This is a genomic window from Scandinavium sp. NPDC088450 (assembly GCF_044900545.1).
Classification (GTDB): domain Bacteria; phylum Pseudomonadota; class Gammaproteobacteria; order Enterobacterales; family Enterobacteriaceae; genus Scandinavium.
This window is the reverse complement of the sequence record NZ_JBJDNI010000011.1, coordinates 99,217-111,811: the sequence shown is the minus strand read 5'-3', so window position 1 is coordinate 111,811 and position 12,595 is coordinate 99,217. Positions and strand designations below refer to the sequence as shown.

The window sequence follows — 12,595 nt, the reverse complement described above, 5'->3', positions numbered from 1 at the left end:
CTACACCTCGTTATACGTCTGGTAACTGGAATCACTAAAGCCCAGCAGCATAGGCTTACCGGGCGCGCAGAGCAATGGGCGTTTGATGATTGCTGGCATTTCGAGCATCAGCGCAGCGGCGGCCTCGGGGGTGTTGATGGAGGCGCGCAAGGATTCGTCCAGTTTGCGCCAGGTGGTGCCGCGAGTATTGAGCAGTGCTTCCCAGCCCAGTTCGGTGATAAAAGTGGCTAACAATGCACTGTCGAGGCCATCGGCACGGTAATCATGAAAGCGATACTCCAGCTGGTGGTCCTCCAGCCAGCGGCGCGCCTTTTTAATGGTGTCGCAGTTTTTAATGCCATACATCGTTATCATGGTTAATCCTTTTGCGTGAAAACAGGTGAATCGCTCAGTTTTTTAGAATAGATTTCTTCGGCTTCAAATCATACGCGAAATAAGCATTCAGCCCCACCTCTGCGACTGAGAAATATCTGAGGCACTCATCTGAATGAAATGTCATTCAGCCTGCATAAGATTGTGAAATCATGCAGAAGTATTACTGTTTCGAAATGTTGCTGCAAGTCACATTAAATTAATGGTGACTCGCCCATAGTTACCTCAAGCCCAGCTACACGGTACCCGGAGGCAGTCATCGCAGCGATTGGTTAAAGTGTCTTCACATCACCAGGCTATTTTTATACACTAACCATAATAATAAGAGAGGTTGTTATGATCGAACGTGAACTGGGAAACTGGAAAGATTTTATCGAAGGCATGCTTCGTAAATAATTCCACCGTGAGCAAATGCGCTAACTGTTTATAGGTTTTATCCGTGCAGGAGCGATAAAAAAGGCGACTAAATAGTCGCCTTGATATCACATACAAAGAAGGAAAAAGCGTGGTTTTTCCTTCTTTGTGGTTATCAGCCGAAAATCAATAAATTGATTTTCCATGTTTTTCCTGGTGGGATGTACTCGTTCTGCACTGGCATGAGGTTTGTCATCAGTCTGAAGGCGACTAAATAGTCGCCTTTTTAGTGCCCACGATTCTTATTCCGGCTTCGGTTTAAGCGGGAAGCGACGACGCACCAGCACGAAGAACAGCGGCACGAAGAATATCGCCAGCACCGTCGCGGAAATCATCCCGCCCATCACCCCGGTGCCCACAGCATGCTGGCTGCCGGAACCTGCGCCCGTGCTGGTGGCCATCGGCAGTACGCCGAAGATAAACGCCAGCGAGGTCATCAGGATAGGGCGCAAACGCTGGCGACAGGCGTGCAGCGTCGCTGACAGCAGATCCTGGCCTTTCTCATTCATCTCATTAGCAAATTCGACGATAAGTATGGCGTTCTTCGCCGAGAGCCCGATTACCGTCAGCAGGCCCACCTGGAAGTACACATCGTTCTCAAGCCCGCGCATCCATGTTGCGAGCAATGCCCCAATCACCCCAAGCGGCACGACTAACATTACCGAGAACGGCACGGACCAGCTCTCATAAAGCGCCGCCAGACACAGGAACACCACCAGCAGCGAAATCGCGTACAGGGCAGGGGCTTGCGCTCCGGAGAGGCGTTCCTGGTAGGACATGGCTGTCCATTCCAGGCCAAATCCGGTTGGCAGCTTGCTCACCAGTTGTTCCATGACATTCATTGCCGTACCGGTACTGACGCCCGGCGCAGCTTCACCGATGATTTCCAGCGCGGAATAACCGTTGTAACGTTCCAGACGCGGAGAACCGGTTTCCCAGCGCGACGTGGCAAACGCTGAGAACGGCACCATTTGCCCGCTGCTGTTACGCACATACCAGTAATTGATATCGTCAGGCAGCATGCGATACGGCGCAGCGGACTGCACGTACACTTTCTTGGTACGCCCGCGATCCATAAAGTCATTCACATAGTCTGAACCCCAGGCGGTTTGCATGGTGTCGTTGATGTCGTCGATAGACACCCCAAGCGCCTGCGCTTTACGCTGGTCGATATCAATCTGCAACTGCGGGCTGTCATCCAGACCGTTGTGACGCACGCGGGTTAGCTGCGGATCTTTACTCGCCATATCGAGCAACTGGTCGCGGGCCGCCATCAATGCCGTATGGCCTAAACCGGCGTGATCCTGAAGTTCCATATCAAAGCCAGCGGAACTGCCCAGGCCGCTAATCGCCGCCGGGTTGTTGGCGAAGACTCGCGCTTCGTTGATTTTGTTAAACGCTTTGGTGGCGCGTTCGATAACCGCGAAAGAGGTGCCGGTTTTCGCATCCCTGTCGTCCCAGTCTTTCAGACGGACAAACATACGCGCGACGTTCTGTCCGTTCCCGCCAGGGCCGGAACCGATGGTGGCAAAGATAGACGCCACGTTGGCGCTTTCGTTTTTGAAGAAATAGTCCTCGACCTTCTCGACCACTTTCAGCGTTTGCTGCTGCGTAGAGCCGCTTGGCAGCTGAATAGAGGTGAGGAACATCCCACGGTCTTCCTGTGGCAGGAACGATGTGGGTAAGCGGAGGAACAGGAACACCATGCCGCCCAGCAGCAGGACGTAAATCAACATCCAGCGCAGGCTGCGATGCAGAATTTTGCCGACGCCGGTTTCGTAACGTTCAGCATTGCGGTTGAACATGCGGTTAAACCAGCCGAAGAAGCCTTTCTGACCATGTTGTTCACCCTTGTGCAATGGCTTGAGCAACGTGGCGCACAGCGCTGGCGTCAGGATCATTGCCACCAGCACCGACAGCACCATCGCCGACACGATAGTCACCGAGAACTGACGGTAAATCGCCCCGGTGGTGCCGCCGAAGAAGGCCATCGGGATGAATACCGCCGACAACACCATTGCAATACCCACCAACGCGCCTTGAATCTGGCCCATCGATTTACGTGTCGCTTCACGCGGCGAAAGCCCTTCCTCGGTCATGATACGTTCGACGTTTTCCACCACCACGATGGCGTCATCCACCAGCAGGCCGATGGCGAGCACCATCGCGAACATCGTCAGGGTGTTTATCGAATAGCCGAAGGAGTAAAGGATGGCGAACGTGCCCATCAAGACCACGGGCACGGCGATGGTCGGAATTAGCGTGGCGCGGAAGTTTTGCAGGAACAGGTACATCACCAGGAACACCAACGCAATGGCTTCCAGCAGCGTTTTCACCACATCGTGAATCGAAGCTTTGACGAACGAAGTGGTTTCATAGGCGATTTTGTATTCCAGCCCGTGCGGGAAGTAGTGCGAGAGTTCATCAAGACGAGCCAGCGTGGCCTCGGCGGTCTGCATTTCATTCGCACCGGAAGCCAACTGAACGCCAAGGCCGGATGCCGGGTTGCGGTTGTAGCGGCTCAGATAATCGTAGTTTTCTGCGCCCAGTTCGACGGTTGCGACATCCCCGAGCGTGACAACAGAACCGTCCTGATTCACACGCAGCGTGATATCGCGGAACTGTTGCGGCGTTTGTAGTAGCGATTGTGCGTTGACGGTTGCGTTCAGCGCCTGCTTATCCACCTGCGGCGTGCCGCCTAACTGCCCAACGGCAACCTGGGCGTTCTGCGAGCTGATGGCATTCGTCACATCCTGGGTGGTCATCTGGTAGCTGTTGAGCTTCGCCGGATCCAGCCAGATACGCATTGAATACTGTGAGCCGTAAGCGGTGATATTCCCGACGCCGTTCACGCGGCTAAGCGGTTCCTGCACGTTACTGGCGACGTAGTCGGCGATATCTTGCTTATCCATGCTGCCATCCGTCGAGACGAAGGCGATGGTCAGGATGTTGGTATCCCCGGTTTTACGTACGGTCACCCCTTGATCCTGCACGGCTTGCGGCAGTTTCTTCAACGCAGATTGCAGCTGGTTTTGTACCTGCTGCATGGCTTCGTTCGGGTCGGTACCCGCGGTGAAAGTGAGCGTGATGGTAGCCTGCCCGGCGGAGCTGCTCTGGGAAGACATATACATCATGTTATCGAGCCCGGTCATGTTCTGCTCGATAACCTGAGTCACCGTGTTCTCAAGCGTTTGGGCTGATGCGCCGGGGTAGTTCGCAGTAATGCGCACATTCGGCGGGGCTAAATCAGGATATTGCTCAACAGGAAGCGACAGAATTGCCAGTGTGCCGGTAAGGCACAACAGGATGGCCAGCACCCAGGCAAAAATGGGGCGATCGATAAAGAAATTCGCCATCGGAATCAGGACCTCATTACGCGTATTTTTTTGTTATGACAGGCTTTGAACACTGTAACGGCAAGGCCTGAGCGAAACGTGGAGAAAAAAAGGAGATAGTGTAAATTATCATGCCGCTTTCATGCATAAGAATACATAAAACAAGATAAAAGTGCGTAACGACAAAAACATGTCCTGAAGGTAGACTTGAACGCTTCCTTCTGACGCTGTGGAGCCTGCATGTCATTCAATATCGAAATCATCAAAGACAAGATCCTGTCGGAAAACTACTTCGTTTTACGCAATATCACCTACGACCTGACGCGCAGCAACGGTGAAGTTATTCGCCATAAGCGTGAAGTCTACGACCGTGGCAATGGCGCGACCATTTTACTCTATAACCCTGGCAAACAAAGTGTCGTGCTGGTGCGTCAATTCCGTGTGGCGACGTGGGTGAATGGCAATGCAGATGGTCGATTAATCGAAACGTGTGCTGGCCTGCTGGATGACGATGAACCTGAAGATTGCATCCGCAAAGAAGCGGTGGAAGAGACCGGTTATCAGGTCAGCAATGTGCGTAAAGTCTTCGAACTGTACATGTCGCCGGGCGGCGTGACGGAACTGGTGCATTTCTTCGTTGCCGAGTATGACGACAGCCAGCGAGCTAACGCGGGCGGCGGCGTGGAAGATGAAGATATCGACGTGCTGGAAATGCCTTTTGCGCAGGCGCTCGCCATGGTGAAGCGAGGCGAAATTCGTGATGGCAAAGCCGTTATCCTGCTGCAGTATCTGCAAAGCGCCGGTTTAATGGACTAATCCGATTGAGCGAGTCGGTCCGCCAGGTGAGGATACGCCGCAGTTGCTGGTGATTTTTTCTTCTGGGGTCGTCTCGTGTCTTACCGTCTTTTTTTCCTCATGCTGCTTATCGGGCTGCCGTTAACGCCCGGCTGGGCTGCGCCCGTCCAACAGGAATTCAGCGACTGGCAGGTCACCTGTAATAACCAAAATTTTTGCACCGCGCGTAATGTCGGGCAGCATCACGGGTTGGTGATGACGCTCAGCCGCAGCGCGGGCGCACATAACGACTCTTCTCTGCGTATTGAACTCGGCGGGCCGGAAAATCTGCTGCCGAAAATCCCGGCGATTTCGACCCGTTTGCAGCTCGATGGCGTTCCGCTGACGTTGCCGGGTGTACACTGGCAGCTCACGCCATGGCTGTTGACCACCAGTGACACGCCGAGCATCACCACTTTCTTACAGCATATTCAGGAAGGCCAGGCGCTGACACTGAATGGCGGCAAGCAGGTGATTTCGCTGGTCGGGCTGAAGGCGGCGTTACTGTTTATTGATGACAGGCAAAAGCGTGTCGGCAGTGAAACCGCGTGGATCGGCAAAGGGGATGAACCGCCGCTCAGCGTTCCCCCTGCACCTGCGCTCAAAGCGGTGAAGAAGGTCAATCCCACGCCGACGCCATTCACCCGCGAAGAGTTTAACGACCTGCTCGATTACGGCACCTTGCGCATGAGCAACAGCCAGTGCTCGCTTGACCCACTGCGCCGTGAAGTGTGGGTTACGCCGTTGACCGACGATAAGGCGCTGCTGATGGTGAGTTGTGAATCCGGCGCCTACAACACGATTTATCGCGCATGGCTGGTCTCACGCGCGAAGCCGTTCAGCGCTCAGTCGATACGATTACGACTGCCGTTTCAGGCCCCGGATAGCGAAGAGCGCGAAATTGAACTGGTGAATTTGAGCTTCAACGATAAGACCCGCGAACTTATCACGCTCGATAAAGGACGCGGGCAGGGCGACTGTGGCGTGCAGACACGCTGGCGCTATGATGGTCAGCGTTTCCGGCTGGTGCGTTACGCCGGACAGCCGACCTGCGATAACTGGAAGGGGCCAGACGGCTGGCCCACGTTATGGATTACTCGATAAGTTTTGCCTGATGGCGCTGGCGCTTATCAGGCCTGGAAACGCTCATCACGTATGCCGCCACCGGGCAAACTGTCTTATTTCCCGAGAACTTTCTTCGCCTTCTCGACAATGTTCTCCACCGTAAAGCCAAAGAACGGGAACAGCTTATCGGCAGGCGCGGATTCGCCGAAGGTGGTCATCCCGACAATCGCGCCTTTCAGCCCAACGTATTTGTACCAGTAGTCGGCAATGCCTGCTTCCACCGCCACGCGAGCGGAAACGTTCGAAGGCAAGACAGATTCTTTGTACGCCTCATCCTGAGCATCAAACACATCGGTAGACGGCAGGGAAACCACTCGTACGTTATGGCCTTCACCGGCTAACTTCTCCGCCGCCAGTACCGTAATTTCCACCTCTGAACCTGTCGCAATCAGGATGAGATCTGGTTTGCCGCCTGCGTCTTTCAGGATATAGCCCCCGCGCGCAATGTCCTTCACCTGATCCGGCGTACGTTCCATCTGGGCCAGGTTTTGCCTGGAGAGGATAAGCGCCGTCGGCCCGGTGTGGCGTTCGATAGCCGCTTTCCACGCCACGGCGGTTTCTACCTGATCGCAGGGTCGCCAGGTGCTGAAGTTTGGCGTCAGGCGCAGGCTGACAAGTTGTTCCACAGCCTGGTGCGTTGGCCCGTCTTCGCCCAGCCCAATGGAGTCGTGCGTATACACCATAATCTGCCGGGCTTTCATCAGCGCCGCCATACGCGCGGCGTTACGGGCGTACTCGACAAACATCAGGAAGGTGGCGGTGTAGGGCACAAAACCGCCGTGATGGGCGATACCGTTGGCGATAGCCGTCATCCCAAATTCGCGCACGCCGTAGTGAATGTAGTTCCCGGCATGATCTTCTTTCAGCGAAACGGATTCTTTCCAGATGGTCAGGTTACTTGGCGCAAGGTCCGCTGAGCCGCCGAGCAGTTCCGGCAGAAGCGGCCCGAAGTTGTTCAGCGCGTTCTGTGAGGCTTTGCGGCTGGCAATTTTGGCCGGTTCGCCCTGCAATTTCTCGATATAGTGCTGAGAAGTGGTTTGCCAGTTTTCCGGCAGCTCGCCGCTCATACGACGCAGAAATTCAGCAGCCAGTTCCGGGTGTGCTTTCTGGTAGGCCGACAGTTTCTCTTTCCAGCTTTGCTGAGCCTTCTCGCCTTTCTGGTGCGCATCCCAGGCCTGATAAATCTCTTTAGGAATTTCAAAAGCCGGGTATTTCCAGCCTAATTGTTTACGCGCCAGCGCCACTTCTTCTTCGCCCAGTGCCGAGCCGTGAGACTCCTCTTTCCCCGCCTTGTTTGGCGAGCCGAAGCCAATCACCGTGCGGCAGATAATCAGCGACGGCTTATCTTTCACGCTCTGCGCTTCGAGGATCGCTTTTTTCACGGCTTCAGGATCATGGCCGTCGATTTCATGTACCACATGCCAGTGATAGGCCTCAAAGCGTTTGGCGGTGTCATCGGTAAACCAGCCATCGGTTTCGCCATCAATGGAGATGCCGTTGTGGTCGTAGAAGCCAATCAATTTGCCGAGCCCCAGTGTGCCTGCCAGGGAACAGGCTTCATGAGAAATGCCTTCCATCAGGCAGCCATCGCCCATAAAGACGTAAGTGTAGTGATCGACAATGTCGTGGTCGGGCTTATTGAACTGCGCGGCCAGCGTGCGTTCTGCAATCGCCATCCCAACCGCATTCGCCAGCCCCTGACCCAGCGGCCCGGTGGTGGTTTCAACGCCTGGCGTATAGCCAATTTCCGGATGGCCTGGTGTTTTGGAGTGCAACTGGCGGAAGTTTTTAATCTCTTCCATCGGCAAGTCATAGCCCGTCAGATGCAGCAGGCTGTAGAGCAACATTGAGGCGTGCCCGTTCGACAAAATAAAGCGGTCGCGATCGTACCAGTGCGGATCGTTCGGGTTGTGTTTGAGGAAATCATTCCACAGCACTTCGGCGATATCGGCCATCCCCATCGGGGCGCCAGGGTGACCGGAATTGGCTTTCTGCACGGCGTCCATACTCAGGGCGCGAATGGCGTTGGCGAGCTCTCTGCGGGACATAGTTCTTCTCCGTGGCAAAAGTTACAGTTTGGCGGCAAGTAAATCTTCTAGTTTGCGCTGGTCGACGGCGAACAGGCGGATACCTTCAGCCAGTTTATCCACCGCCATCGGGTCCTGATTGTGTTCCCAGCGGAACTCCGCTTCGGTCAGGGGGGCAGGGCGATTAAAGGACTGGGAGGCCGGGATCAGTTTGCGGGTCACAGGCGCTTCTTTTTCCTGCAACTCTTTGAGCAAGGCTGGCGCGATGGTTAACCGGTCGCAGCCTGCCAACGCCAGAATTTGTTCGGTGCGACGGAAGCTGGCTCCCATGACCACGGTTTCGTAGCGGTGCTGTTTGAAGTAATCGTAGATATTACGCACCGATTTCACGCCCGGATCTTCATCCACCACGTACGGGTCCATCGGTTCACGTTGTTGATACCAGTCGTAAATACGCCCGACAAACGGGGAAATCAGGAATACGCCCGCTTCGGCACAGGCCCGGGCCTGCGCGAAAGAAAAGAGCAGTGTCAGGTTGCAGTGAATGCCTTCTTTTTCCAGCACTTCGGCGGCGCGAATGCCTTCCCAGGTGGAGGCCAGTTTGATCAGAATTCGCGATTTGTCGATGCCCTGAGCGGCGTACAGTTCAACCAGGTGACGGGCTTTGGCAATGCTCTTTTCTTTATCAAACGACAAACGCGCGTCCACTTCGGTAGAAACACGACCCGGGATACTTTTCAGAATTTCTGCACCGAAATTCACAGCCAGCTTGTCGCAGGCATCAATGACCTGCTGTTCGCGGCGGCTCTGCTTCTTGCCAAAGGCCACGGCATCGTCAATCAGATGAGCGTAGTGCTCAAGGCCCGCGGCTTTCAGCAGCAGTGACGGATTGGTGGTGGCATCTTCAGGTTGATAGTGGCGGATGGATTCGATATCGCCGCTGTCGGCGACCACGGTGGTGAATTTTTTAATGCCTTCTAGCTGGTTCATGAAAAAAGCTCCTTACAAAGCAAAGCGTTAGTCGAATACGTTCGCCCGCGTTTTGGGGAAAATTTTGCCCTGGCTGATTCAAAAGCATAGCAGACAGGACTCGCCTTGCTTTACGACAACCCTTAACATGAGTGTTAAAAATTAATAACAAAATCGCTTTTCATTGACGAGAGTATGGCGGCCTTCAAAGTTTACAGAGCGGCAAAAGGCGATACTCACCGGTTAGCACCGGGAACAGATTTCTCCTGAAAAAAACGATACGTGAAAGGAACATCAAATGGACGACCAGTTAAAACAAAGCGCGCTCGACTTCCATGAATTCCCGATCCCAGGGAAAATTCAGGTCTCTCCTACCAAGCCGCTGGCGACTCAGCGCGACCTGGCGCTCGCTTATTCACCCGGCGTTGCCGCCCCGTGCCTCGAAATCGAAAAAGACCCTTTAGCGGCTTACAAATACACGGCCCGTGGCAACCTCGTCGCCGTCGTTTCCAACGGAACGGCGGTACTCGGTTTAGGCAACATCGGCGCGTTAGCCGGTAAGCCGGTGATGGAAGGGAAAGGCGTACTGTTCAAAAAATTTGCCGGGATTGACGTTTTTGATATCGAAGTCGACGAACTCGATCCGGACAAATTTATCAACGTGGTGGCCGCACTTGAGCCTACGTTTGGCGGCATCAACCTCGAAGACATCAAAGCGCCAGAGTGTTTCTACATCGAGCAGAAACTGCGTGAACGTATGAAGATCCCAGTCTTCCACGACGATCAGCACGGCACGGCGATCATCAGTACCGCAGCGATTCTCAATGGCCTTCGCGTGGTTGAAAAAACGCTCTCTGACGTGCGCATGGTGGTGTCTGGCGCAGGTGCTGCAGCCATTGCCTGTATGAACCTGCTGGTGGCGCTCGGCATGCAGAAACACAACATTGTGGTCTGCGACTCGAAAGGCGTTATCTACAAAGACCGCGAGCCGAACATGGCGGAAACCAAAGCAGCGTATGCGGTCGAAGATGACGGTAAACGCTCACTGGATGACGTGATTGAAGGCGCGGACATTTTCCTGGGCTGTTCAGGCCCGAAAGTGCTGACCCAGGAGATGGTGAAGAAAATGGCTCGCGCGCCAATGATTCTGGCGCTGGCGAACCCGGAACCGGAAATTCTGCCGCCGCTGGCGAAAGAAGTGCGTCCGGATGCCATCATCTGCACCGGGCGTTCGGATTACCCGAACCAGGTGAACAACGTGCTGTGCTTCCCGTTCATCTTCCGCGGTGCGCTGGATGTCGGCGCAACGGCTATCAACGAAGAGATGAAACTGGCGGCCGTTCACGCGATTGCTGAACTGGCACACGCAGAGCAGAGTGAAGTGGTGGCGTCTGCCTACGGCGATCAGGACCTGAGCTTCGGCGCGGAATACATCATCCCGAAACCGTTCGATCCGCGTCTGATTGTGAAAATCGCACCCGCTGTAGCAAAAGCAGCGATGGACTCCGGCGTGGCAACGCGTCCGATTGAAGACTTCGCAGCGTACGAAGAGAAGCTGAGCGAGTTCGTCTACAAAACCAACCTGTTTATGAAGCCGATTTTCTCTCAGGCGCGCAAAGAGCCAAAACGCGTCGTGCTGGCAGAAGGGGAAGATACTCGCGTCCTGCACGCCACCCAGGAGCTGATCACGCTGGGGCTGGCGAAGCCTATCCTGATTGGTCGTCCGAACGTTATCGAAATGCGCCTGCAAAAACTGGGGCTGCAGATGAAGCCGGGCATCGATTTTGAAATCGTCAACAATGAGTCCGATCCGCGTTTCAAAGAGTACTGGATGGAGTATTACGCCATCATGAAGCGCAAAGGGATAACCCAGGAACAGGCGCAGCGCCATGTGATCAGCAATACCACCGTTATCGGGGCGATCATGGTGCAGCGCGGCGAGGCGGATGCCCTGATTTGCGGGACCATCGGAGACTATCACGAGCACTTTACGGTGATTCAGCAACTGTTCGGCTATCGCGATGGCGTACACACCGCGGGTGCCATGAACGCGCTGCTGCTGCCAAGCGGCAACACCTTTATTGCTGATACCTACGTCAACGACGATCCAACGCCTGAACAGCTGGCGGAGATCACGCTGATGGCGGCTGAAACAGTGCGTCGCTTCGGTATTGAGCCGCGCGTGGCGCTGTTGTCGCATTCCAACTTTGGTTCATCAAACTGCCCGGCTGCGACCAAAATGCGCAACACGCTCGACCTGGTGCGCGCCAGCGATCCGGAACTGATGATCGACGGCGAAATGCACGGTGATGCGGCATTGGTGGAAAGCATCCGTCACGAACGGATGCCAGACAGCCCGCTGAAAGGCGCGGCCAACATTCTGGTGATGCCAAACATGGAAGCGGCGCGTATCAGCTATAACCTGCTGCGCGTGTCGAGTTCAGAAGGGGTGACGGTAGGGCCTGTGTTGATGGGCGTGGCGAAACCGGTGCATATCCTGACGCCGATTGCTTCAGTACGCCGCATCGTCAATATGGTGGCTCTGGCGGTGGTCGAGGCTCAGACTCAGCCGCTTTAATCGTTTTTTCCTTTCTTTCAGCGCGGGGCTCTCCCGCGCTTTTTATTTTGTGACTTCATAAATTGACTTCATTTCAATGACTGCTATGATGACTTCATAATTTGACATCACGGATGTGCTCATGGACGAGAGTACTGTTTCACTTAGCACACGCCACCGTGCGACGCTGGAGTTAATTTTCCGCGTGCCAACCTCTTCCGGGCTTAAATGGAAAGCTGTTGAGGCGTTGGTTGTTGCGCTGGGCGGTGAGATTAAGCAGGGCAGTGGATCGCGAGTTCGCCTCTTATTAAATGGGAGTATCGCCCGGTTTCATCGGCCTCATCCGTCACCGGATACCGATAAGGGCGCAGTGGCCAGTCTGAGAGAGTGGCTGGAAAGCACGGGAGTTAAGCCATGACCAAAACACCAACTATCCTCAATATTATGGTTATCGACGGCCAGTCGGCGATCATCACCTATGTCCCTGAGCTGAGTATGTTTCGCGGGAAATTTCTCGGATTAACGGGGTATTGTGATTTTGTGGCCGACAGCATTGAAGGACTGAAGTCGGAAGGGCAGATTTCACTGTCTGAATATCTGGAAGACTGCCGTGAAAATGACATTGAGCCGTTTGAGCAGGATGAAAAAGTGAAAACGTTCACCCTGCGGTATCCTGAGTCTTTTGGCGAGCGGCTTAGCCTCGCCGCGGCAGAGCAGCAACAGTCGGTCAATGCCTACATTGTTGAAACCTTAGCCGAGCGGATGAACCGCGGCTAAACCCATTCCCGGACTTGAATAAACTCACTCAAGGCAGCCTCCGGGCTGCTTTCTTCTGGCCGGAAATTGTATTTCCAGCGAGTTTTTTTCCGCGCCTTTTTATTTTCCCTTTCTTAGTGATCTACTTCACCTTTTAAACCTGCTTGCCGAATTTTGTTATTTACTCTGACAAAAAAACGCCACGA

Annotated in this window: 10 protein-coding genes; 6 read left to right on the top strand and 4 right to left on the bottom strand. The window is 54.4% G+C overall.

Features of this window, described 5'->3' with window-relative positions; translation table 11 throughout:
• Window positions 1–354 (bottom strand): ArsC family reductase, encoded by a 354-nt coding sequence (locus tag ACI2I2_RS12340; protein WP_404658166.1) that lies wholly within the window; start codon window positions 352–354, stop codon window positions 1–3.
• A gap of 354 nt (window positions 355–708) precedes the next feature.
• On the opposite strand from ACI2I2_RS12340, the gene ypfM reads away from it, so the two are divergent.
• Window positions 709–768, top strand: coding sequence for a protein YpfM (gene ypfM / locus ACI2I2_RS12335; RefSeq protein WP_015572204.1), 60 nt, complete (start codon window positions 709–711; stop codon window positions 766–768).
• 260 nt (window positions 769–1,028) lie between these two features.
• Here ypfM and acrD read toward each other — a convergent pair whose 3' ends face one another.
• Complete coding sequence (gene acrD / locus ACI2I2_RS12330) at window positions 1,029–4,142, bottom strand: multidrug efflux RND transporter permease AcrD (RefSeq protein ID WP_404658165.1); 3,114 nt, start codon at window positions 4,140–4,142, stop codon at window positions 1,029–1,031.
• 219 nt (window positions 4,143–4,361) lie between these two features.
• Here acrD and nudK point away from each other — a divergent pair, with 219 nt between their 5' ends.
• Together nudK and ACI2I2_RS12320 are read left to right on the top strand one after the other, a co-directional pair.
• Window positions 4,362–4,937 (top strand): GDP-mannose pyrophosphatase NudK, encoded by a 576-nt coding sequence (nudK, locus tag ACI2I2_RS12325; protein WP_404658164.1) that lies wholly within the window; start codon window positions 4,362–4,364, stop codon window positions 4,935–4,937.
• 75 nt (window positions 4,938–5,012) lie between these two features.
• Window positions 5,013–6,059, top strand: coding sequence for a DUF1176 domain-containing protein (locus ACI2I2_RS12320; RefSeq protein WP_404658163.1), 1,047 nt, complete (start codon window positions 5,013–5,015; stop codon window positions 6,057–6,059).
• Between the two features lie 74 nt (window positions 6,060–6,133).
• On the opposite strand, the gene tkt is transcribed toward ACI2I2_RS12320, so the two are convergent.
• Both tkt and tal read right to left on the bottom strand, forming a co-directional pair.
• A complete protein-coding gene (gene tkt / locus ACI2I2_RS12315) occupies window positions 6,134–8,128 on the bottom strand; it encodes a transketolase (protein ID WP_404658162.1) in 1,995 nt (664 codons plus the stop codon).
• Window positions 8,129–8,149: 21 nt separating this feature from the next.
• Window positions 8,150–9,097, bottom strand: coding sequence for a transaldolase (gene tal / locus ACI2I2_RS12310; RefSeq protein ID WP_404658161.1), 948 nt, complete (start codon window positions 9,095–9,097; stop codon window positions 8,150–8,152).
• Window positions 9,098–9,374: 277 nt separating this feature from the next.
• Here tal and maeB point away from each other — a divergent pair, with 277 nt between their 5' ends.
• From maeB to ACI2I2_RS12295, 3 genes are all read left to right on the top strand, one after another.
• Window positions 9,375–11,654, top strand: a complete 2,280-nt coding sequence (gene maeB / locus ACI2I2_RS12305) for an NADP-dependent oxaloacetate-decarboxylating malate dehydrogenase (protein ID WP_404658160.1) — start codon at window positions 9,375–9,377, stop codon at window positions 11,652–11,654.
• Window positions 11,655–11,775: 121 nt separating this feature from the next.
• A complete protein-coding gene (locus ACI2I2_RS12300; protein ID WP_404658159.1) occupies window positions 11,776–12,051 on the top strand; it encodes a type II toxin-antitoxin system HicA family toxin in 276 nt (91 codons plus the stop codon).
• Complete coding sequence (locus ACI2I2_RS12295; RefSeq protein WP_404658158.1) at window positions 12,048–12,410, top strand: type II toxin-antitoxin system HicB family antitoxin; 363 nt, start codon at window positions 12,048–12,050, stop codon at window positions 12,408–12,410. Before ACI2I2_RS12300 ends, ACI2I2_RS12295 begins: the two co-directional genes overlap by 4 nt.
• The last annotated feature ends 185 nt before the right edge of the window (window positions 12,411–12,595 follow it).

Excerpts from the sequence above, each read along its gene's own strand:
- ACI2I2_RS12340 (WP_404658166.1), bottom strand. The coding sequence starts at position 354 with ATGATAACGATGTATGGCATTAAAAACTGCGACACCATTAAAAAGGCG.
- acrD (WP_404658165.1), bottom strand. The coding sequence starts at position 4,142 with ATGGCGAATTTCTTTATCGATCGCCCCATTTTTGCCTGGGTGCTGGCC.
- nudK (WP_404658164.1), top strand. The coding sequence starts at position 4,362 with ATGTCATTCAATATCGAAATCATCAAAGACAAGATCCTGTCGGAAAAC.
- tkt (WP_404658162.1), bottom strand. The coding sequence starts at position 8,128 with ATGTCCCGCAGAGAGCTCGCCAACGCCATTCGCGCCCTGAGTATGGAC.
- tal (WP_404658161.1), bottom strand. The coding sequence starts at position 9,097 with ATGAACCAGCTAGAAGGCATTAAAAAATTCACCACCGTGGTCGCCGAC.
- maeB (WP_404658160.1), top strand. The coding sequence starts at position 9,375 with ATGGACGACCAGTTAAAACAAAGCGCGCTCGACTTCCATGAATTCCCG.
- ACI2I2_RS12300 (WP_404658159.1), top strand. The coding sequence starts at position 11,776 with ATGGACGAGAGTACTGTTTCACTTAGCACACGCCACCGTGCGACGCTG.
- ACI2I2_RS12295 (WP_404658158.1), top strand. The coding sequence starts at position 12,048 with ATGACCAAAACACCAACTATCCTCAATATTATGGTTATCGACGGCCAG.